Origin of the sequence: Mycoavidus sp. HKI (assembly GCF_020023735.2) — a bacterium.
In the GTDB taxonomy this organism is placed as follows: Bacteria; Pseudomonadota; Gammaproteobacteria; order Burkholderiales; family Burkholderiaceae; genus Mycoavidus.
In genome coordinates, this window is the sequence record NZ_CP076444.2 from 862,893 (window position 1) to 885,876 (window position 22,984).

The window sequence follows — 22,984 nt, forward strand, 5'->3', positions numbered from 1 at the left end:
AAATTGTAAAAATATGCATTAAAAAAATGATCAAAACTATGACATTACGACGTGCAGTAATCATCTGGTCTGTACTCTTATTGCTTGCCGTTACTGTATTTTTGGCTTCGCTGGCAACCGGCAGTGTCACTTTGTCTGTGGCGCAATTGTTGCGCGTTTGTTTCGGCGATGAAGATAGTGTCGCGGCACAAATTGTGCATACTGTGCGTATACCTCGTGCCGTAGCAGGTTTTGCTTGTGGCGCATTATTGTCGGTGGCGGGCGCGTTGTTGCAAATCCTGTTGCGTAATCCCCTGGCTGATCCTTACGTGTTAGGCGTATCGGGTGGCGCGGCCAGTTTTGCTTTGGGCGCGATGATGCTGTCGTTGCCTACTCTTTATATCAATCTTTGTGCGTTTGCTGGAGCGCTTGCCGCGATTATGATGCTACTGTTTGCTACGCGGCGTACGTGGTTGCAGCGCGCATCGCATGTTGCCTCGTCGCGCTTACTGTTAACGGGGGTTGTGCTAGCAACGGGTTGGGGCGCATTGATTATCCTTTTAATGACGCTTGCACCGGAGCGTGCCTTGCGTGGCATGGTGTTCTGGCTGGTCGGAGATTTGAGTAGCGCCGCTCATGGCTGGTTTGCACTAATCGTGCTAGCGGGGGTGCTAGTGGTGAGTTTAAGTGTCGCCACCCAATTGAATGTATTGTTGCGTGGCGAAGCTACGGCGTATGCGCTAGGGGTTGCCGTTGTGCCCTTGCGGCGGCGCATTTATTGGCTGGCGTCGCTGGCTACCGCGGCGGCAGTCAGTACGGCGGGGAGCGTTGGATTTATTGGCCTGGTGGTGCCGCATGGAGTGCGGCTCTTATTGGGCAATGATCAGCGCATGTTGCTGCCGGCTGCGGCCCTAGCGGGTGGGGCATTGACGATGATGGCAGATCTAGTTGCTCGTACCGTGGTGGCTCCAGTTCAATTGCCGTTGGGTGCGATCACGGCACTGATTGGGGTACCGGTCTTTTTATGGTTGCTAGCCAGCGAGCGGCGATGAATGATCAACGGCAAGAGGGCGCGGCTGTTGGTGCGGCGACTGCGCCCGAGGCACAGGCGAGTTCTCTAGTGAAAGGTGCTTTGACGGTGCGTGATCTTACGCTGGCACGAGGTTCTCGCACGCTTGTTGCCGGCTTAGGGCAAGGCTTTTTGCCGGGTCAAATATGGTGCATTGCCGGACCTAATGGCGCAGGCAAAACGACTTTAATCGAAAGTTTGGCGGGTTTGCATCAAGCTTGGCAGGGCATGATTGAGCTCGACGGTCGTGCACTCTCTTTATGGCCAGCCGCGGCGCTTGCGCGGCGGCGGGCATGGTTGCCGCAAACCCAGCAAGATATATTTAGCGCCAGGGTATTGGAAATCGTGTTACTGGGTCGTTATCCTCACCTGGTGGGTTGGGGTTGGGAGACGGCTGAAGATCACTTGGCCGCGTGGGCGGCACTCGATATCTTCGGTTTAGCGCCGCTGGCTACGCGTGATGTGATGTCACTCTCGGGGGGCGAACGGCAGCGGGTTGCATTAGCTGCCGTGCTTTGCCAGGAGGCGCCATTGCTGTTGCTGGATGAGCCGCTGGCGCATTTAGATCTACCTTACCAAATCGATTGCCTACAACACTTACGGAGTTGGGTGGGGGGTGCGCCACGCACAGTCATATTCTCATGCCATGACTTAAATTTGGCTCGTCGTTTTGCAACCCATGCCCTTTTACTCGACGGCAAAGGATCTGCATATAGCGGCCTAGTGCAGGACATTCTCTCACCCAGGCTAGTTAGCCGCGTGTTTAATCATCCCTTTAGGCTGTTGCGAGACGCTGAGCAAGAAGCGCTGGTACCCGTTTAATCTTCAGAGAGCAATCACATATTGGGATAATTGGGTCCGCCGCCGCCTTCTGGCGTGATCCATACAATATTTTGCGTAGGGTCTTTAATATCGCAAGTCTTGCAATGCACGCAATTTTGCGCATTGATTTGTAAATGCTGCTCGCCATCGCTGCCTGTCACAAATTCGTATACAGCAGCAGGGCAATAGCGGGCTTCTGGCCCTGCATAGCGCGGTAAATTCACGTTGCTTGGCACCGTCGGATCTTTCAACGTCAGGTGAGCGGGCTGGTTTTCTGCGTGATTGGTGTTCGAAATAAAAACCGAAGAAAGCCGATCAAAGGTCAGCTTACCGTCTGGCTTGGGATAATCGATGGGCTTGCATTGTGACGCGGGCTTTAGGCAAGTATGATCAGCGTGCCGATGGTGTAGGGTCCAAGGTACTTTGCCGCCGAGTAGTTTGTGTTCAAGACCGGTCATGACGGTCCCTAACGTGAGTCCTTTGCTCATCCATTGCTTGAAATTGCGGGCGCGGTGCAGTTCTTGGTAAAGCCAAGAACGTTTAAAGGCCTGTGGATAGTCCTCTAAGATATCAGATTGCCGACCGCTGGCGATCGCCTCGAAGGTCGCGACCGCTAGCAGCATGGCACTTTTAATCGCAGCATGGCTGCCTTTAATGCGCGCTGCATTCAAAAAACCTGCCTCGCAGCCAGCCAGCGCCCCACCTGGAAAGACCAACTGTGGTAAAGACATTAGCCCGCCGGCAGCGATCGCACGGGCGCCATATGAAATACGTTTGCCACCAGCCAGAAAGGCACGAATCGCTGGGTGTGTTTTATAGCGCTGAAACTCTTCAAAGGGCGAAAGATAAGGATTTTCATAGCCTAATCCAACCACTAGGCCGATGGCAATTTGCCGATTTGCCATATGGTAAAGAAAAGAGCCGCCGTAAGTCGTGTGATCAAGCGGCCAGCCGGCTGTATGGATGACGAGTCCAGGTTGATGCTGTGCGGCCGGGACTTCCCATAATTCTTTAATACCCAGCCCATAGACTTGCGGGTCACTATGGGCGTTGAGCCGGTATTTTTCTTGTAATTGGCGGCCAAGATGCCCACGTGCGCCCTCGCAAAAAAGCGTGTACTTGGCATGGAGCTCCATGCCAAGCTGGAATTGCTCATTAGGTTTGCCATCACGGCCAACGCCCAGATTGCCTGTTGCTACACCTTTGACAGCGCCATCGTCGCCATATAAAATTTCGGCAGCAGCGAAACCTGGGAAAATTTCAACGCCGAGCGCTTCAGCCTGGCGGCCGAGCCAGCGTACAACATTGGCCAGGCTAATCAGATAGTTGCCATGGTTTTTAAACGTTGCAGGCAGCATCCAGTTAGGTACTTGATAAGCCCGTTGGCTGGTCAAAAATAGAAAACGGTCTTCCGTGACGGGCGTTTCGAGTGGCGCCCCCCGTTCTTTCCAATCGGCAAATAATTCGCTCAGCGCGCGCGGATCCATCACTGCGCCGGACACAATATGGGCGCCGATTTCTGAGCCTTTTTCAAGTACGCACACGCTAATTTCAGTGCCTTTTTGCTGCGCGAGTTGTTTCAGATGAATGGCTGCCGTGAGTCCTGCTGGACCGCCGCCAACAATGACTACATCATATTCCATCGATTCGCGCTGGCCGTATTGTTCAGTAAAGGGGGTAGATGACATAGCTTTCCACGGCGAATAGTGATTCGTTTTTGCGAACAATATTGTGCTGGAAGTAGCCTTCTACCGCAAGCAATCAGTAAGCTGTGACACAGTAATATTCTGTTAATCTGGCTTTTTTGGGCGAGGAAAGTTATGTTTATCCTCCTGTTTCACGATGAATAACGAGATTTTTTTTCAGCCGGCAGCGGACGCTGCTGAGCTTGATGATGCGCTGGCCTTCGTACAGGAACACGCGGGTGCATTTAGAGTGCACTCGGGAGAGTCGGTGCTTGATCATGCACGGGGTACCGTGCGTATTATCGAAACGCTCAATGTAGATCGGCCAACTTTGATTGCGTCGGTGATCTTTAATGCAATCGCTTATATAAAAGAGCCTGGCACGCTCCTTGAAACTCGCTTTGGCTCGGAGATTGCACAGCTTGCGATGGATGTGTGCAAGCTGGTGCGGCTTGGCGTAAGCAGAGGCCAAACTGCGCCTGCAGCGACGCCGCAGCGCGCTAGCCGTGATCTCGCAGCGGCTCGCCATGCACAAGTTGAAGTGGTGCGTAAAATGGTCTTAGCGTTTGCTCAAGACGTGCGAGTGGTGCTGATCCGACTGGCTTCCCGGCTGCAAACACTACGCTACTATTCTACTGTACAGCCACAGCCTGCGCTTGAAATGGCGCGTGAAATACTTGAACTTGACGCGCCGCTGGCTAACCGCTTGGGTATTTGGCAACTGAAATGGGAACTTGAAGACTTAGCTTTTCGCTTCGAGGACCCGCTGACGTATAAACACATTGCGCGCTTGCTTGACGAAAAGCGCATTGAGCGTAATACCTATATCACGGCAGGGGTCGCTCAGCTACAGCTTGAGTTATCTAAAGCCGACATCCAGGCCGAAGTCACTGGCCGGCCAAAGCATATCTATAGTATTTGGCGCAAAATGCGCAGTAAGCAACTCGACTTTTCTGAGCTCTATGATGTGCGTGCATTACGTGTGATCGTCAACGACATTAAAGATTGCTATAGCGTATTGGGTATTGTGCATAACCTTTGGCAGCCGATTCCAAAAGAGTTTGATGATTACATTTCGCGGCCTAAACCGAATGGATATAAGTCATTGCATACCGTCGTGCTAGATGCGAGCGGCCGCGCTCTGGAAGTTCAAATTCGCACTCATGAGATGCATCGCTTTGCCGAATATGGGATTGCAGCGCACTGGCGCTATAAAGAAACTGGGGCTCAGAGCCATCATGGGCAAACTCTGGCCCAGAGCCGCTACGATGAAAAGCTCGCCTGGTTGCGGCAATTACTCGCTTGGAAGGATGATATAACGCATCGCGATGCCGATCTACATTCACTGGCTGAAAAAGAACCCTGGCAGCAATTAAAACAAGCAGCGCTAGATGATCACATTTACGTACTCACGCCGCAGGCACATGTAGTGGCGTTACCGCAAGGGGCAAGCGCCATCGATTTTGCTTATTATTTGCATACTGAACTGGGCCATCGTTGCCGCGGCGCGCGCGTTGATGGAGCCATGGTGCCACTGAATACCCCTCTGCAAAACGGGCAGACGGTTGAGATTATCACGGTAAAACAAGGTGGCCCATCGCGTGATTGGCTCAATCCGCAATTAGCGTATCTAAGCAGCGCGCGGGCTAAGCAAAAAGTGCGCTCTTGGTTTAATGCAATTGACTTGCAGCAAGCTATCGCGGGTGGACGCGCTCTGGTTGAAAAGACCTTACAGCGTGAAGGAAAAACCTCTATTAACCTAGACGAATTAGCCGCTAAAATCGGCCTTAAGTCAGCCGAAGAATTATTTGTTGCAATGGGCAAAGAAGAGTTGAGTCCACGCAGCATTGAGCAGGCGCTAGCTGGCCCAGATACTGAGCACAGTACTAGCACACCTGCTCTGGCGACCAGAAAAAGCAGTGATTTAAGCGTCTTGCAAGGTGCCTCAAGCGGTGTGTTAGTAGTGGGAGTGAGCGCATTGATGACGCAATTTTCACGCTGTTGTCGACCTGCTCCGCCCGATGCAATTGTAGGTTTTGTGACGCGGGCTAGGGGCATATCCATTCATCGTGCTCAATGTGCAAGTTTTCTTCATCTGGCGCAACGTATGCCTGAGCGAGTGATGCAAACGACTTGGCCAAATGGTATACAGAGCCGCTCAGGAGCGACGGTTTATCCGGTTGATCTGGTGATAGCAGCGAATGACCGCCAAGGATTACTGCGTGATATTTCGGAAGTTTTCGCGCGAGAAAAGATCAATGTGATTAACGTGAAAACTGTTCGCCAGCGTACTATTGCATTAATGCACTTCACGGTTGAAGTGGCAAGCACCGCAGAGGTTTCTCGGGCAGCCGCATTATTGCGTGAAGTAGTCGGCGTGTTGCGCGCTACGCGTAAAAGCTAAATGGTTTGTATCTTCTACCGAATGAGTCGTCTATGAATAATACAGTCATCCTTATCCTCACTACCTTACCCTCGACCGAGATAGCGAATACACTTAGTCGCCAGGTACTCGATGCGCAGTTAGCGGCTTGTGTCACGCAATTTGCGCCAATGCATTCTCGTTATTTTTGGCAAGGAAAATTTGAGGACACAGAAGAAATCATGCTGCTTTTTAAAACCACTGCAGAAATAGCGCCAGCGCTCAAAGAATGGATTGCTCGCCATCATCCTTACCAAACTCCTGAAATTCTCAGCTGGTCTACTTCTGCTAACCCTGCTTATGCTCAATGGGTGGCAGCAGCAACTCAAACTTTAGAGACCTAGATTTCTGCTCCGCAATGCTGTAGTTAATGAATCATGCCAGTAATATTTAAATGGAGAGTGACTGACATGGTAGAGTTGGCAAAGCGTTGGCTAGTGATTTCACCCCACCTCGATGATGGCGTATTTAGCTGCGGACGTCTGCTCGCCATGACACCTGGTTCCATTGTAGTAACAGTATTTGCGGGCATTCCTCCATGCGGTACCCCAGCGCCATCTTGGGATCAAAGTGCTGGTTTTGTTACTGCGAATGAAGCGGTACGCGCGCGTCGCAAAGAAGACCAGCGCGCCCTCGATATATTGGGTGCGAAAGCCGTATGGCTTGATTTTTTTGATGATCAGTACAACGCGCCGTGCACTTCGGATGATATTGCTGTACGACTAGCTGCCGTGCTTGAAACTTATGCTGATGCTGGTGTAGTTGCCCCATTTGGCCTGTCTCATAGTGATCATGTATTAGTACAGGATGCAGTACTAAAATTGTTCCAGCGTGAAAAAGGTCAGCGGCCATGGTTTTTTTTCGAGGATGCGCTTTATCGATGCACTAGCCACCTTGTTGCTGAGCGACTGTCTAACTGGCGTGCACAAGGTCTGCTAGCACGACAGGTCAATTTGCTTGGTGACGCATCAGCAGGGGCTGAAGCCAAATCTGCTGCCACACGTGCCTATGCCAGCCAAATTGCCTTGTTCAAGGCTGATCTTCTCTCCGACCTTCATGCGCCAGAATCCTATTGGCAGCTCCATTGTCAACGTACTCTATGTCGAGCGACCGCGTGGCGTCCCTCATGTAGCGTGAGCGATGTGATGAGGCACAAATGAAAATTGATCGCCAAGTTGTTTGCCCAAGAGTCGATCTACTGCTTTAGGAATTTTGCTAAATTCGGCAAGAAATCAAGGGGCTCGCGTCTCCTAGCGCACTTGACCCTAACGGGAAGCTAGCAGAAAAGCATCGCTGTAAGCTTACTTAAGTGAGCATCTCGTTGTAACATTGAATAATAGAAAATAACAGGAGCATGATATGTTAGGCAGCATTTTCTCGTCATCACGCAGCGCGCTCTCGGCAGAGCAAACGCTTGACCTCGTCAATGCTTATTTAAAGACCGCCCGCGAAACTCACGATATCCATATCGCTTCCATCTTATGCGACGATGCAGAAATCTCGTTATTTCAGGCAAAAAAATCCTTCAAAAGAGCACTGACCCCTGAGACGCTGGCAGATCAAACGCTACGCAATAAAATTGGCATGGCCTATTTCGAGCGCGGCGAACTGTTAAAAAAAATAGGTAACCATGACAAAGCCGAAGCCAGTTATAAAAAAGCAGAAAAATGGGGATATGTGCAGGAGCCGGACAAATCGACCTCCGCCTCGCGCCCCAGCAGCACGTTTAGTTCCATTCACAGCGCCTTACTTCCGCGCGCAGCTTTATTGGTTGCGTCTCAACACGCCTCCCCAGCGGCTAATAAAGGCAGTCTGGGCACCAACCTCGCACAGCTTCCTCCCCATATTTTTGCGCAGAACGTGTCTGCACCTGTTGCTCGGTATGATTTACCGCAAGCAGATGACCCCCTCACCAGCACCCCTCAGCTTGTGTACTGCCTGAGTCTGTTGCCAGGTGACTGGTTAGCCGATAAAGTCCTCAACCAAAAAGAAAAAGACTGGTCCCAAACCATAGCCAAAGATGAAATAGAACAAAAAAGGCTCCGTACCCTGGCAACGGATGTAATCCGAGAATTCACCACCGATGAACTCCAAGAGGCGACCGCGGTCACCGAGGTAGTGTGCTTGGCTCCGGTCCTCGAGCAAGCACACTTTAAAGAGCTGATAGCGCAGTTTGTAGATGGCATTGACAAGCAGCGCTTGCTGGATTTCGCTTTACTGGAAGGGCTGGCTGAACTGATTCAACGCACAACTTCCGGTTACTTAACGGAAGATGATCTCATCAAAATATTAGGACTCTTAGACACCCGTTTAGAAAGCACCCATGGGCAATCTACAGAGGCTATTTATCAATTAACGCGCACGGTATCGCACGTGTTGGATGCGATGGCCGATAGCCAGGTCAAGGGCGTCAAGCGCGAAGCACTGCACGAACCCCTTTCTGCGTATCTAAAAGGGTTAAAGAGTAGCGCCGACCCGTATCTTGTCTACCAAGCGGCCTATGCTTCTCAGGCTTTGCTATATGTTCCCAATAATGAAAAGTTATTGGACACGGTCATGCGCATCGGCGGAAAGATGTTTGGAGGCGCTGCAAGTATAGTGAAGGCCGTCAAAGGCTTTGATCTGAATGGCTTTGTAGAAGGCTTGAAGAGTATTCAGGAGGGCTTCGACGGGGTGGTAGCTGCCGCTAAAACGCTCAAAGAAGGTTATGACACCGTGATGTCATTGAAGGAGAGCGGGCAAAGTTTTCTCGACAGTCTGCAAGAAGGCTACAACTTTGACCGCAAAAGCGCGTGGTATCCCGCCTTGCAAATTGCTGATCAACTGATACAAAAAGGGCAACTTGCTGATTTTAAGGAGTTAGTGTGTGCAGCGCCCTGTCGGCGCGATCCTGTTTTTCAGTGGGGGGTGTGCGAACGCTTAGGGCAACTGGCGGCCAATCCGCTGTGGGAGGCTAATACACGCCAAAGCGCGTTGGATTTTTTAAGCACGCTGTATAAAGAAGATGCGACGTGGGGTCATCACGCGAACGTGAAGCAATGGATTATTAAGATTCTGATGCACCTAGCCGATTCACCTGAGCGTGCAGCGGCAACCGACGTTAAAGCGTCAGAAAAGCCATTTGAGAGTGCACCAGCAGCCAAAACCCTGTTGGAAGCGTTGGCAAAGAATGGTGATGCGCAGAAACAAGCGCTCTATGCAGAGTGTATTCAAGAGGGTAAAGGCCGTTGCCCTTATACGAACGTCGGCGCACCGCTGCTCGCTTCGCCTTCCTTATTAGAGCGCGCTCAGAATAAGCCGGACGTCGAGACCGACTTGCGCAAGCTCAAACGCCAGCGCTTAAAAGAACAGGGCAATGCTGTCTATATCGCCCCACAAGCCAAGCCCAGCCTCAAAGCATCCGATGAGACGCTGTTTAACTTAACAGAGGCAGTCCAAGCATTTCTGCAGAGTGAGCAAAAGGTGATGTTGCTCTTAGGGGATTCTGGGTCGGGTAAATCGACCTTTAACCGGATGCTTGAAAAGGACCTCTGGCACGCCTATAAGGAAGAGAAAGGCCAGCGCATCCCCCTCTTTATTACTTTGCCCGCGATTGACAAGCCTGAACAGGATCTGATCCCCAAACAATTACGCAAGTTGGGCTTTACCGAGCCGCAGATTAGAGAGCTTAAGGATACGCGTGAATTTATTGTCATTTGCGATGGGTACGATGAGAGTCAGCAAACCCATAATCTGTATATGAGCAACCAGCTCCAACGCGGTCAAAAGGGAGAGTGGAGCGCGCAGATGGTGATCAGCTGTCGCAGCGAATACCTTGGCTTGGATTATCGGGATCGCTTTCAGCCGATGGATCAGCATCACCAGGCCGAATCATCGCTGTTTCAGAAAGCGGTACTCACCCCGTTTTCTGACGCTCAGATTACAGAGTACGTCAAGAAATATGTCTCCCTACATAAACCGCTCTGGAAGACGAAAAGTTACGACGATGCGCTTAATCAGATTCCTCATTTAAAAGAATTAGTGAAAAACCCCTTTCTTTTAACCTTGTCCTTAGAAGTGCTGCCCCGTCTAGTGCTGGACCCCAAACAAGATCTCTCTACCGCCCGGATAACCCGTGTGGCGCTGTATGATGAGTTCGTCGAGCAATGGCTAGAGCGTGGCAAAAAACGCCTAGGAGAGAAGGACTTAAGCCGTCAAGAAAAGAAAGCATTTGAGAGTTTGGCCGATGAAGGCTTTACGCAGAACGGTATCGACTTTTTGAAAAACTTGTCGGCTGCGATCTATGAAGAGCAAGGGGGAAACCCGGTCGTCGAGTATTCGCACTTTAAAGATCAAAAGACCTGGAAAGAAGCCTTTTTTAGCCGAGACGACGACAAGTATCTGCTGCGCGAAGCCAGTCCGCTTAGTCGTAGTGGTAATCAGTTTCGGTTTATCCATCGGTCGTTGCTCGAATATGGAGTCGCCCGTGCGGTATTCGATCCGCAAGACGGGGAGCGCGCCCGCAAAGCGGCCCTCACGCAAGCCCTGACCACCCGTCGAGGGAGCACCAGTTCTGTTTGGAGTTTTAGAAGCCAAACTGCGGTGGAAGACGACGCTGTAGCGATTGAGCAACCCTTACTTGCCTCGCCTTTGGCGAAGAAAGATTTTGTCAGCGAGCCGTCAGTTCTGCAATTTCTCGCGGAGCGGGTGCAACAGGAGCCCCTGTTCAAGGAACAACTGCACGCGGTTATCGAACGGTCTAAAACCGACAAGTCGGTGCGCAGGGCCGCGGCCAATGCGATCACGATATTAGTCAGAGCGGGCGTACAGTTTCATGGAGCAGATTTAAAGGGTATCCAAATACCCGGGGCGGATCTGAGTGGGGGCATATTTGATTCTGCTCAGCTGCAAGGGGCGGATTTAAGAAAGGTCAAACTTCAGAATAGCTGGCTGCGCCAGACCAATTTAAGTGGTGCGCAGATGGCGGGCGTGCAGTTTGGCGAATGGCCTTATCTCCAAGAAGAGAGCGGGGTGCGGTCCTGTGCGTATGCACCAGATGGGAAAGCCTGCGCCATTGGCCTTGGTGACGTGATCCGCGTGTATGACACGTCAAGCTGGGAAAATATCCACACCTTACGCGGACATAGAGGCGATGTTAATAGCGTGGTGTACTCGCCGAGCGGCGCGCAGATCGCCTCGGGCAGTGATGACAAGACGGTGCGGCTGTGGGACGCGCGAAGCGGAGTCCCTGGGCACACCTTAGAAGGACATACCGATGCTGTTAATAGCGTGGCGTATTCGCCAAGCAACGCGCAGATCGCCTCGGGCAGTCACGACCAGACAGTGCGGCTATGGGACGCGCAAAGCGGAGCCGCTGAGCACACCTTAGAAGGACATGCCGACGTTGTTAATAGCGTGGTGTATTCGCCGAACAGCGCGCAGATCGCTTCAGGCAGTGATGACAAGACGGTGCGGCTGTGGGACGCGCGAAGTGGAGCCCCTGGGCATACCTTAGAAGGACATACCGGCTGGGTTAAGAGTGTAGTGTATTCACCGAACGGCGCGCAGATCGCCTCGGGCAGTTCTGACAATACGGTGCGGCTGTGGGACGCGCAAAGCGGAGCCCCTGGGCACACCTTACAAGGACATACCTCCTATGTTTGGAGCGTGGTGTACTCGCCGAGCGGCGCGCAGATCGCCTCGGGCAGTTGGGACAATACGATCCGTCTGTGGGATACGCAAAGCGGAGCCGCTGGGCACACCTTAGAAGGACATACCAGAGAGGTGACTAGCTTGGTGTATGCGCCGAGCGGCACGCAGATCGCCTCGGGCAGTGGTGACAAAACGGTGCGGCTGTGGGACGCGCAAAGCGGAACCCCCGGGTACACCTTAGAAGGACATACCGACGTTGTTAGTAGCGTGGTGTATTCGCCGAGCGGCGCGCAGATCGCCTCGGGCAGTGATGACAAGACGGTGCGGCTGTGGGACGCGCAAAACGGAATCCCCGGGCACGCCTTAAAAGGACATCTCTCCGCTGTTATGAGCGTGGTGTATTCGCCGAACGGCGCGCAGATCGCCTCGGGCAGTTATGACAAAACGGTGCGGCTGTGGGATGCGCAAAGCGGAACTCCTGGGCACACCTTAGAAGGACATGCCGACGCTGTTTATAGCGTGGTGTATTCGCCGAGCGGTGCGCAACTCGCCTCGAGCAGTCATGACAAGACGGTCCGGTTGTGGGACGCCGAAAGCGGAGCCGCTGGGTACACCTTAGAAGGACATACCAGAGAGATTAGAAGCGTGGTGTACTCGCCGAGCGGCGCGCAACTCGCCTCGGGCAGTTCTGACAAGACGGTGCGGCTGTGGGACGCGCACAGCGGAGCAGCTGGACACACCTTAGAAGGACATACCGACGCTGTTTATAGCGTGGCGTATTCGCCGAGCGACGCGCAGATCGCTTCGGGCAGTCGCGACAAGACGGTGCGGCTGTGGGACGCGCACAGCGGAGCCGCTGGGCACACCTTAGAAGGACATGCCGATGTTGTTAATAGCGTAGTGTATTCGCCGAGCGGCGCGCAGATTGCTTCAGGCAGTGATGACCAGACGGTGCGGTTGTGGGATGTTGCTTCGGGTCAGTGTCGGGCGGTGATTGAAGGTTTTGACGGAAGCATTTTGAGCCTTGCCTGGAAAACGACCCCCGACAGTACCTATTTGGTAACTGGCAGTATAGATAGGTTAGTTTGCCAGTGGCAGGTGATAGAAGAAGGGGATGAAATTCAGGCGCGTCTAAGCTGGATATCACCGCATGGGGAGTTGAACGTGAAGAATACGTTACTTGAAGGGGTACGGGGCTTAAGTGGGATGAATACGGCCCTTTTGAAGCAGCGGGGGGCCGTGGGTGAGCCGACTCCGCCTTTAGACTTCCAGCAGGCGAGTCAGCAGTTAAGCGTCGTGAGCGCTGCGGCAGCCAAATTCAAGCAGCTGCCAAAACGCAAGACGTTGGATGCCCTTCCTGTAGCACAGCCCGCTGAGCAGTCAGTAAGTCCAGTACCCTCGTTAAACATCTCTCAGTTTGCCTAAAAGAGGATGTGGGTCCCAACACGGTAGGCGAGGGCGAATTGCGGAGCAAGCACAGGTGTTAAAAATCTGCTAGAATCCATGCCGCATAAGGCAAAGCGGGCGTCGTATAATGGCTATTACCTCAGCTTCCCAAGCTGAAGACGTGGGTTCGATCCCCATCGCCCGCTCCAATTTGCTGCTTTTTGAATGATCCTCCCTGTAGTTCAATGGATAGAACGAGTGCCTCCTAAGCGCTAGATACAGGTTCGATTCCTGTCGGGGGGACCATGGTTATGTCTCTCCTATTACCCCCCAATCATATGAATTGACCTATACCCTATTATTACTATAGTGTAAGTCAATCAGGGTATAGTGGTTTGGATACATGCAATCGAAGTTGTTTGCGGCAAGTTCGCCCTAACTAGGAGACTACGATGAGAAAAGGTGCTCTTCCGCGTATCGTTTGGGTGTTAGGGGCGGTGAGCTTTTTCATGTCGCTCTCTTTCGAGTTAGGCCATGTTTTATTGCCGGCCTTACTGGTTGGCACAATGGGCATGAGTGTGACTGCGCTGGGCTTAGTTGAAGGCATTGCCGATGCAATGAGCTTTATGATTAAAGTCTTGTCTGGCGCACTCAGTGATTATCTAGGGCGGCGTAAATGGTTTATTTTAGTGGGTTATGGCTTGGCCGCTTTGAGTAAGCCATTTTTCCCGTTGGCTACTGGGCCCGCCATGTTGGTGAGCGCGCGTTTGTTTGAGAGCTTTGGCAGAGGTGTGCGCAGCGCGCCGAGAGATGCACTGATTGCTGATATGTGTTCACCTGCGGTTCATGGCGCCTGTTTTGGTTTGCGTCAATCAGCCAGTACTTTTGGTGCGGTGATTGGGGCATTACTGGCGATGGGGCTGATGTTTTGGTCGGCGGAGAATATTCGGCTGATTCTTTGGGTTCCTGTTATTCCAGCATGTATTGCAGTTGTTTTGCTGATTTTTGGTATTCATGAAACTGGGCGGGCGCCTAGCAAGTCTTCTTTAAAAAGATTCCCTTTGCATTGGCGGGCATTGCGTGAATTTTCAGTGCATTATTGGTTAATTGTGGTGATTGTGGCGCTCTTCTCAATGGTGCAATTGAGGACCGCATTTATCTTATTACGTGCTCAACAAGTTGGCCTTGAACCGAGGTGGATTCCTGGTGTCGTCGTTGTCATGTATTTAGCTTACTCGCTGTCCGCTTATCCAATAGGTAAAATTTCAGACCAAATGGATCGCCGTTTTTTATTTGCGTTTGGCCTGGTATTGATGATTCTGGCGAATGTGCTATTTGGTTTAGGTTATTCGATCGCGCTTTTATTGCTGGGTGTTATCTTATGGGGGCTGCATATGGGATTTATCCATGGTTTATTAGCTGCGATGCTGGCTGAGGCAGCGCCAGAGGCGCTACGTGGTACAGCGTTTGGTATTGCTAATCTAGCCAGTGGTGTGTGCATGGTAATAGGCAGTGTGGCAGCCGGATGGCTATGGGACTACCTGGGGTCATCAGCTAGCTTCTTGACGGCGGCTTGGTTGGCGCTGATTCCTTTATTGTTATGCGTGTTGGTGCTCCGCCCAGCAACGTTTTATCGTCAATAGCAGACGGTGAGGTTAGCGTTGCGCTAAACCGAATGAGTTGCCAGGTTATCGCTTGCGTACACGTTCGCTACGCACATACAGCCGAAAACGTTCATCACGGTCGGCCGGCCGGTGGCCTTCCCAGACGAGCTTCCAAACAAAAGGCGAAAGTGAGGCGGGGGCACCGTAATCCCACGTGTCTTGACGCAGCAATACATCACAATCTTCGTTATCAAAGGCAAAACGCATTGCGCCAAAATAAGCAAAAGAAGCGATTTGTGCGTCGCCTAGCCGTACCGGGCTAATACATTGATAATCGGTGGGTAAATGATGTGCAATTTGAGCGGCAACGTCACGATAGGTTCGGCTGTAATTGACCAACGGTAACCATAAAGTCATCAATAATACCCACATCAGGGTTGTGCCTGCGCTGGATAGAATAACACTGCGCCATAGTACTTTGGGGTGACGCGCCAGTCGCCAATGAACGAGGGCAATCCAGCAGCCGGTGACAAGTAAGGCAATAATAAATGCGGGTAGCCTGAATTCAGCTTGGAAACCAGGCGCGAGCCGTGCTAGATTGTGGGCGATTTGAGCTGGGAAGCCCGTTTGCTGTGCGATCCAGACGATCCAGACGAACGAGCCCAGAATGGTAAAACTAAGTAGCGCGAACCAATCGATCGCATTGATCGTGCCGCGCTTAAGTGTGGGTAAAGCGAATGTTGCTAGGATGGAAAGTGCCGGCAGTAATAGTAGAAAAAGCCGGTTAGTCTCATTAGTTTGCAGGGCAATCAAGATCAGTAGCGCGCTGATGACGGACAGCGCAATCGTCACATGGGGCGCGCGCCGCAGACCTGCCCAGCTATACCAGGACCATGCGGCAAGCGGCCATGCCGGCCAGGTATAGAGGGGTAAGTTTTTTAGAGCGTAAAAAAGCGCGCTGGCCGGTGAGCCGGAGAAGGTGTGGATATTGCCAAAGATCCAGGCATGTAAATAAGCTCTAGCTTCGTCGCTTAAAGCAATATAGGCAGTCAGCGGCCAGGCAATCGCGATCAGCGCTAGCACAGGCAAGCCAATGGTGAGTAAGGCTGTGCTACGCAGCTCACGCGTCACCAGCGTTAATACGGCAGTACTGACCAGGAGCGCAACCAGTAAAGCTGGGTTCGCAGCAAGCAATAGCAGGCCCAGGGCAAATCCCCACCAGAGTGCGCCTTGCTTGGGTTTATCAATGCTGCGGATCAGGCCATAGAGCATGATCGCAATACAGGCAAGTTGCGTGATTTCAGGTGTGGTTTCATGGCTGCGCTCGGCCATTCCAAAGCAGCCCAGCAGGATCAATAGTGCACCATCGGCAAGGGTGCGACCATAATCACGTGAAGAAGGTTCGCCGCCGAACGCATATTTGAAAGGCTGCACTTCAGCGCGGCGACCTAATAGGTAGCTGCTATACCAAACAAAGGCGCAGCTAATGCACAATAAGCACGCGGTGACAATATGCGTAGCGCCAATTGGATTAAGCCAAGGTCCAAAGATGCGCAGGCTGATCGCGCCGAGCCAATAAGAGAGGGGGCCGCTGCTGGTGATGGCTTTACCCGCAAGATTGGGCAGCAGCCAATCTTGCCAACTGCCATTGGCCAGTGTCCACATGATACCGAAGCCGGCCGCATCTTCGTTTTTCCATGGGTCGCGCCCAAACAGGCCCGTCACCGCATACACCATGCAAATGGCAAGTAATAACCAGCGTGGCAATGTGCGAGTAGCGGAAGTGGTCAGACGAACAACAGCAGACTTCATGCGTGGTGGTTAGCGTAACTTGATGATGAGCTTGGCGTGACTCAAGCACACAATAAATAAAAAAAGGGCAGCTAATAGGCTGCCCGGGTTGCCTCGGTGCGAAGCGATGGCATCTTACGCTCGCTTGCTACACCGATGCCAATGCTGACTTGAACCTTACGCTGGGTCTGAGCTTTGAGCCTCTGGGCTTTGAGTCGCTTTAGTGTAATTCGCGTATTTGCGCTTGAATTTCTCAACCGTTCCTTCGGTGTCAACAATTTTGTTTTGGCCGGTATAGAAAGGGTGGGAGGCTGATGAAATTTCCATTTTTGCAAGCGGATATTCTTTGCCTTCGTGTTGGATCGTTTCGCGTGTATTGACTGTCGAGCGCGTCACAATTTTGTCGCTAGACGACATATCCATAAAAACGACTTCGCGGTATTGTGGATGTATATTTTCTTTCATATTTCATTCCTTGCGTGGATGCAGTCACTTTTGTCCGCGTCTAATCGAGTCGACGCGGACTTCTTTGCTGCGCTAAAGCTATTTTCAAAGCAGAAAACGCATTATTATGCCAGAAAATTGCTGGCTAATAGATTAGATTAAAAACTTGCTTTTGAGAAGCCATGTGTGCCGTGTCTGATATAGGCTGATTAAAACTATCCGCCGCGGCGCATCATATCGAAAAATTCAGCGTTGTTCTTTGTTTGTTTGAACTTATCCATTAAAAATTCTAACGCTTCGACTTCATCCATGTCATGAATGAATTTGCGCAGGACCCAGATCTTTTGCAGGATTTCCGGTTTAATCAGTAACTCTTCGCGGCGGGTGCCTGATTTATTGAGATTGATAGCGGGGTAGATCCGTTTTTCAGCCATGCGCCGCTCAAGGTGTACTTCCATATTGCCGGTACCCTTAAATTCTTCGTAAATCACATCGTCCATCCGGCTGCCGGTTTCGATCAAGGCAGTACCGATGATGGTCAGTGAGCCACCTTCTTCGACATTACGGGCTGCCCCAAAGATGCGTTTTGGACGCTGTAGTGCATTCGCATCGACCCCGCCGGTTAAAACCTTGCCTGAGGTTGGCACCACGGTGTTATAGGCGCGCGCTAGGCGGGTAATTGAATCAAGCAAAATCACCACGTCTTGCTTCATTTCGACCAAACGTTTTGCTTTTTCAAGCACCATTTCAGCAACTTGCACATGGCGCGAAGCAGGCTCGTCGAAGGTTGAGGCAATCACTTCGCCGGCGACTGAGCGCTGCATTTCAGTGACTTCCTCGGGGCGTTCGTCAATCAGTAAGACGAACAGCTTGATATCGGGGTGATTGGCTTTAATCGCATGTGCGATATGTTGTTGAATCACCGTTTTGCCTGATTTGGGCGAGGCCACGAGTAAACCGCGTTGGCCTTTACCAATCGGCGCGATCATATCAATGATCCGGCCCGTAATGTTTTCTTCGCCACGTATGTCTCGCTCGAGCAGAAGTGGTTTATTCGGGTGTAGCGGGGTCAGGTTCTCAAACATAATTTTATGCTTTGAGGCCTCAGGGGGCTCGCAATTGACCTTATCTACTTTCACCAGGGCAAAGTAGCGCTCACCGTCTTTGGGGGTGCGGACTTCGCCTTCAATCGTATCGCCAGTGTGTAGATTAAAGCGCCGAATTTGCGATGGACTGATATAAATATCATCCGGGCTCGCTAGATAGGAAGTTTCTGGCGAGCGTAAAAAACCGAAACCGTCAGGCAAGACCTCTAGCGTGCCATCACCAAAGATGGTTTCGCCCGTCTTGGCGCGTTTTTTTAAGATCGCAAACATTAGCTCCTGTTTGCGCAGGCGGTTTGCGTTTTCGATTTCTAGGCCATTGGCCATTTCAATGAGGGCGGATACGTGTAAAGATTTGAGCTCAGATAAGTGCATACGGAATCCCGCTAGGGAAAAAGGTTGTCGCTAAGGACTAAAGGAATGGGAGAGCGAACGCTCAGGAAATTAAACGATATGAATTTTTTTGTATTCTAGCACAGCGTGCACGGCTAATCGAGTTTTTTCAGAAACTTTTGTAACCGGCACGATTTTGAGTGGGCGCTAGGGTTAAAGGTGGCTATCGAGAAACGAGGTGAGTTGGTGTTTCGATAAAGCGCCGACCTTTTGCGCAGCAACCGCGCCATTTTTAAAGAGAATCAAGGTCGGGATGCCGCGTACGCCGAATTTAGCTGGGGTTGCCTGGTTTTGATCAACATTGATTTTGGCAATATGCAAGCGGTCGCTGTAAGTTTGCGCAAGTTCATCCAGGATAGGCGCAATCTGCTTGCATGGGCCGCACCAATCAGCCCAAAAATCTAATAATACGGGCCGCTCGGCCTTGAGAACTTCTTCTTCAAAGGACGCGTCGTTAATAATCTTGATGAGTGAATTCATTGTGAATGTACCTCTTCCAACCGGGGGGAAATTGTAGCGAATCTATAAACAGGCGTTATCTTAGCCTAAATTGTTTAAGTTGTGAGAGGGTTTGACAAGTAGGCTAGGCCGTTACACAAGTTAGATAAAACATAAAAATGCTTCTTATGTCGCACTGACGGCGCAGGTATCTGCAGCTTTGGCGGACATGCATGTGGATACCTTTTCTTGAATGGTGCAATTTTTCAATAATTCACCTGATCGATCGTATACTGCAACTTGCCAACTCCAAGTCTTGCTGTCAGCGTTGGCGGGGTCGACACGTTTCATGACCATATAGCCATATTGCTGATGCAAAATGTCGATGGCTTGGATCTCTACTTTGGGGTCGGCGTGAGGAACAATGTCAATACCTTTGTTTTGCAAATAGTGTATCCGTTCTGCTTGAGATGTGTAACGCAATAAATCTTCTAGCAAGCCTGAATTATCCAAGGCTGCGCCGGAAAATCCAACAATAAAATGCGAGGGATGCGAAGAAAACTTAATATGCTGCCAGATATGAAAGTCGCTCGCCAAGACCAGCTTGATTCCTTCTGGAAAAAGCTTTTTATTTTTGTTTAAAAAGACTGATTTGATTGCCGTTCCTATATACGGTTTTTCAATGCTGCCCGCTAGCGCTAATACGGGGGTATGCATGAGTAAAATGTTGTGAGTCGCTTTTTGCGCGAGTTTTTCCATTTCCGTATACTTTTGCAGGTATTGGGAATAAGCATAGTGATCGGGGTGCAAATTTCCAAAACGTGACCGGGCTGTATCAAAAACAATAAATTGCTCACTGACTCCGAGCGGGATAGCATAAGGAGAACTATAGTCGCCGGCATAGTCGCGTGGTTTGCCTGCTGCAAGCGGCTGGATGCAATCTTGCTCCTTGTGTTGCCACGGCCGCGGATCTAAAAATCGCCACCACCCCTGTCCAGCAAATTGGCAGCTCTCACGATTACCGCGCACCATGATCCAAGGCGCTACCTTTAATAAGTCATCGGCGGGCTCAAAAAAATCCAGATTCCAAGTATCAAAATCTGCATGTTCTCGCTCTTTCTTTCTTGCTTGTCGGTAATGATAATCGCCAAGATGAATGACTAAGTCTAAATCAGGGGTTTGCGCTGCAGTTTGGGCAATCTTCTTAAATGGAGTTTCACCATCGCATGATTGTCCTTCAGGCACTCGGCAGCCCGTATCCCCAATAACGACAATAGTCTGGGGAAATTTTTTTCCTAAGCTTAATTCTCTGCCACTAATAGAGATGGTTTTTGCCTCTTGTGTGAGCGGCTTTTCGCAGGTAAGCGGTAAATTATCCAAATTAGGCAGGCCCTGCGCATCGCGGTCGCTTCTTTCCTGCCGCACGGTCATATCGTGCTCCACTCCATTAATCTTAATCTTGGGGCATGCATCTCCCTTAGCGATTGCTCGGGCGATGCGTTCGCCTTCTTGACCTAATACGACGAAGGCTGAATGCACGTCAGTGTGCGCCACTGCTGTGGCGTTGGGGGTGTGCGGATCTTGATCGCTACTGCCGTTGCCGCAAGCGGATAACGCGGCGATGAGTGAAAATCTGATTAAAGCGAGCGGGATAAATGGGTAGCAAATGTGCAGGTGCATGATAAAACCACTTCCTAAATGAAATTCCAGGGTGAAGGTCTCTTCGAGATGTATGAAGTATTTTAGGTAGCGGGGAATATTTGATAGAATGACGACGTTCAGTCGCACTTTCCATATTAGGCTACTTATTCCATTATTTTTAGTACAAAACCTCTAACTCTCTAGATGCGCAGACTTAGATTGGTATGGCTGCGGCAGGAGGGTATTGGAAGAAGCATGATTAGCAGAACCTTGAGCATACTCATACTCACGCACTTGGCTGAGTGTTTTTATTAGGACAATTTGATTTTATGACCCAGAACATTAATATAGAAAACCTTGGTAAGCTTGAACGGAGTATTCGCCTTCCTTTACAGAAGGACGGTATACATCAAGAGGTCGATGTGCGTATCCGTAAGATCGCAAAAAATTTCAAACACCCTGGTTTTAGGCCTGGTAAAGCACCGCTCAAAATGGTTGCACAACAGCATCAGGAACGACTTCGGACTGAAGTGCTGTATGACAAAGCAGGCCAGGAATTATTGACCATTAGTCAAGCCCAAAATTTCAGAATCGCAGGCTTGCCAAGCTTAGACATAAAGAGTGATTTAGCGGATGCGGATACTTATGTAGTGGACGCCACCTTCGAGGTATTTCCCGAGGTGACAATTGGTGATTTGTCCGCTGCAGAAATTACGCGTACGACGACCCTGATTGGTGCCGAGCAAATTGATGTCACCCTTGACATGCTGCGCAAGCAGCGCGTCCACTATCATGTGCGTGGTGAGGCTGGCGCCCATGGCGATGGCAATGGTGGGTTGGCTGCGCAAGCTGGGGATCGAGTGCAAGTGGATTGGACTGGCACGATAGATGGCAAGCCATTTAATGGCAGTGTTGCAGAAAATGCTGAACTGGTTTTGAGTGAAAAAAAACCAGATCAAGAGAGCCAAAAAAATCATCAGCGGATGATTCTGGAGCAGTTTGAAAATGCAGTGCTTGGCCTTGAGGTAGGGAACAGCCGAGAATTTGAATTGAGCTTCCCAGACGACTATCAAGACAGCGAAATGGCCGGTAAAACAGCTCAGATTGCACTGACCCTCAAAAAAGTCGAATGGCCGCATTACCCGGAAATCGATGCAGATTTTGCGCGCTCAATGGGGATTGAAGACGGTGACGTGGCAAAGCTACGCGAAGCCATTCAGGCAAGTCTCGAGCGCGAAGCGAAAAAGCGCACGCAATCACTCCTAACTCAGCAAGTAATGGATGCGCTGATTGCCACCACAGAGCTTGACGTGCCAAGCGTACTGGTCGCAGAAGCGCAACAGCATCTGCTTGAGAGGATGCACGCAGATCTCGAACGACGGGGCCTGACAAAGGCAAAACGGCCTTCGATTCCGGCCGAAATCTTTAAAGATCAAGCTGAGCGCCGCGTAAAATTGGGCTTAGTGATCAATGAATTGGTGCGCGCGCACAGTTTGCAGGTAAAACCTGAGCAGGTTCGAGCTGAGGTTGAAGAGCGCGCGCAAAGTTATGCTGACCCGCAAGCAGCCGTGCGCTGGTATTATGCAGAACGTAAGCATTTGGCTGAAATAGAAAATGATCTGGCTGAAGGCAATATCGTTGACTTTGTACTCGGTCAAGCCAAGATAACCGATAAGGAGGTGAGCTTTGAAGAATTAGCGCAAGCAGCAACGGCGCAGTAAAATAAATTCAGATAAGTTCATGGTGTTAAAAACCGCGGCATGCGGATGGGGCTATACGTTAGCTGATCCGCTGTGGCTATTTAAAAATTTAATAAGGATAAGCGTATGATGTCTTACGTTGATTTAGCTGCGCAGCGGTTCCCCCACCCTTCTGAGGGGCTTAATACGCAAGCACTGGGCCTGGTGCCGATGGTCGTTGAAACCAGTGGCCGCGGTGAGCGTGCTTATGATATCTACTCGCGTTTACTGAAAGAGCGCGTGATTTTTCTGATTGGCGAGGTCAATGATCAGACCGCCAATCTTATCGTGGCTCAGTTACTCTTTCTTGAAAGCGAGAATCCAGACAAAGATATTAGTCTGTATATTAATAGTCCTGGCGGCTCGGTCTCAGCGGGTATGGCGATCTACGATACATTGCAATTTATCAAGCCGGAAGTTTCAACCCTATGTATGGGACTGGCGGCTAGCATGGGCGCCTTTTTGTTGGCGGCTGGCGCGAAGAATAAGCGTTTTGCGTTACCCAATGCTCGTATTATGATTCATCAACCACTAGGTGGTGCGCGCGGCCAAGCATCCGATATTGAAATTCAGGCGCGCGAAATTCTCTATCTGAAAGAGCGGCTGAACCAATTGCTTAGCACTCATACTGGGCAGCCGGTCGAACGTATTGCGCGTGATACTGATCGTGACAATTTCATGTCAGCCGACGATGCTAGAACATATGGTTTAGTCGATCAGGTCTTGTATAAACGTATTTAGCCCCTATTTACCTATTCATGTATTGAATAGGTAGGTAACGTGGATAATTAGAATGCTGGCAAACATAGCCAAGCATTTTTTCTTACTGTCCGGAGG

At 50.8% G+C, this 22,984-nt stretch carries 15 protein-coding genes and 2 tRNA genes; 11 read left to right on the forward strand and 6 right to left on the reverse strand.

Annotation, left to right across the window (positions count from 1 at the left end; genetic code table 11):
• Positions 1-26 precede the first annotated feature (26 nt).
• Positions 27-1,031: an iron ABC transporter permease gene (locus KMZ15_RS03640; RefSeq protein WP_223694303.1), complete on the forward strand. Its 1,005-nt coding sequence runs from the start codon at positions 27-29 to the stop codon at positions 1,029-1,031.
• A complete protein-coding gene (locus KMZ15_RS03645) occupies positions 1,004-1,870 on the forward strand; it encodes an ABC transporter ATP-binding protein (RefSeq protein ID WP_223694305.1) in 867 nt (288 codons plus the stop codon). Before KMZ15_RS03640 ends, KMZ15_RS03645 begins: the two co-directional genes overlap by 28 nt.
• Positions 1,871-1,884: 14 nt before the next feature.
• On the opposite strand, the gene KMZ15_RS03650 is transcribed toward KMZ15_RS03645, so the two are convergent.
• Positions 1,885-3,558: an electron transfer flavoprotein-ubiquinone oxidoreductase gene (locus KMZ15_RS03650; RefSeq protein WP_223694307.1), complete on the reverse strand. Its 1,674-nt coding sequence runs from the start codon at positions 3,556-3,558 to the stop codon at positions 1,885-1,887.
• Positions 3,559-3,712: 154 nt separating this feature from the next.
• Here KMZ15_RS03650 and KMZ15_RS03655 point away from each other — a divergent pair, with 154 nt between their 5' ends.
• The 7 genes from KMZ15_RS03655 to KMZ15_RS03685 all read left to right on the forward strand — a co-directional run bounded on the left by KMZ15_RS03655 (position 3,713) and on the right by KMZ15_RS03685 (position 14,637).
• Positions 3,713-5,959 carry a bifunctional (p)ppGpp synthetase/guanosine-3',5'-bis(diphosphate) 3'-pyrophosphohydrolase gene (locus KMZ15_RS03655; protein ID WP_223694309.1) on the forward strand — a complete coding sequence of 749 codons (2,247 nt, stop codon included), beginning with the start codon at positions 3,713-3,715 and terminating at the stop codon, positions 5,957-5,959.
• A 32-nt stretch (positions 5,960-5,991) separates the two neighbouring features.
• Positions 5,992-6,321, forward strand: coding sequence for a divalent-cation tolerance protein CutA (cutA, locus tag KMZ15_RS03660; protein WP_223694311.1), 330 nt, complete (start codon positions 5,992-5,994; stop codon positions 6,319-6,321).
• A gap of 33 nt (positions 6,322-6,354) precedes the next feature.
• On the forward strand, positions 6,355-7,137 hold the full coding sequence (locus tag KMZ15_RS03665; RefSeq protein WP_223694314.1) for a PIG-L deacetylase family protein: 783 nt from the start codon (positions 6,355-6,357) through the stop codon (positions 7,135-7,137).
• A 199-nt stretch (positions 7,138-7,336) separates the two neighbouring features.
• Positions 7,337-13,033 (forward strand): pentapeptide repeat-containing protein, encoded by a 5,697-nt coding sequence (locus tag KMZ15_RS03670; protein ID WP_223694317.1) that lies wholly within the window; start codon positions 7,337-7,339, stop codon positions 13,031-13,033.
• Positions 13,034-13,128: 95 nt separating this feature from the next.
• Positions 13,129-13,203: transfer RNA gene (locus KMZ15_RS03675), tRNA-Gly, on the forward strand.
• Positions 13,204-13,225: 22 nt separating this feature from the next.
• Positions 13,226-13,300, forward strand: a tRNA-Arg gene (locus tag KMZ15_RS03680).
• Between the two features lie 146 nt (positions 13,301-13,446).
• Positions 13,447-14,637: an MFS transporter gene (locus KMZ15_RS03685; RefSeq protein WP_223694320.1), complete on the forward strand. Its 1,191-nt coding sequence runs from the start codon at positions 13,447-13,449 to the stop codon at positions 14,635-14,637.
• Positions 14,638-14,682: 45 nt separating this feature from the next.
• Here the strand turns inward: KMZ15_RS03685 and KMZ15_RS03690 are convergent, their stop codons facing one another.
• From KMZ15_RS03690 to KMZ15_RS03710, 5 genes are all read right to left on the reverse strand, one after another.
• Positions 14,683-16,410 (reverse strand): glycosyltransferase family 39 protein, encoded by a 1,728-nt coding sequence (locus KMZ15_RS03690; protein WP_223694322.1) that lies wholly within the window; start codon positions 16,408-16,410, stop codon positions 14,683-14,685.
• A 156-nt stretch (positions 16,411-16,566) separates the two neighbouring features.
• On the reverse strand, positions 16,567-16,854 hold the full coding sequence (locus KMZ15_RS03695) for a type B 50S ribosomal protein L31 (RefSeq protein ID WP_223694325.1): 288 nt from the start codon (positions 16,852-16,854) through the stop codon (positions 16,567-16,569).
• 194 nt (positions 16,855-17,048) lie between these two features.
• Entirely contained in the window at positions 17,049-18,311 is a 1,263-nt protein-coding gene (gene rho / locus KMZ15_RS03700) for a transcription termination factor Rho (protein WP_223694327.1), read from the reverse strand.
• A gap of 171 nt (positions 18,312-18,482) precedes the next feature.
• Positions 18,483-18,809, reverse strand: coding sequence for a thioredoxin TrxA (trxA, locus tag KMZ15_RS03705; protein ID WP_223694329.1), 327 nt, complete (start codon positions 18,807-18,809; stop codon positions 18,483-18,485).
• 144 nt (positions 18,810-18,953) lie between these two features.
• Positions 18,954-20,147 carry a metallophosphoesterase gene (locus tag KMZ15_RS03710; RefSeq protein ID WP_223694331.1) on the reverse strand — a complete coding sequence of 398 codons (1,194 nt, stop codon included), beginning with the start codon at positions 20,145-20,147 and terminating at the stop codon, positions 18,954-18,956.
• A 590-nt stretch (positions 20,148-20,737) separates the two neighbouring features.
• Here KMZ15_RS03710 and tig point away from each other — a divergent pair.
• The gene (tig, locus tag KMZ15_RS03715; protein WP_223694333.1) at positions 20,738-22,129 is read left to right on the forward strand and encodes a trigger factor; all 1,392 of its coding nucleotides are present in this window, start codon (positions 20,738-20,740) and stop codon (positions 22,127-22,129) included.
• A 108-nt stretch (positions 22,130-22,237) separates the two neighbouring features.
• Complete coding sequence (gene clpP, locus KMZ15_RS03720) at positions 22,238-22,888, forward strand: ATP-dependent Clp endopeptidase proteolytic subunit ClpP (RefSeq protein WP_223694674.1); 651 nt, start codon at positions 22,238-22,240, stop codon at positions 22,886-22,888.
• Positions 22,889-22,984 lie beyond the last annotated feature (96 nt).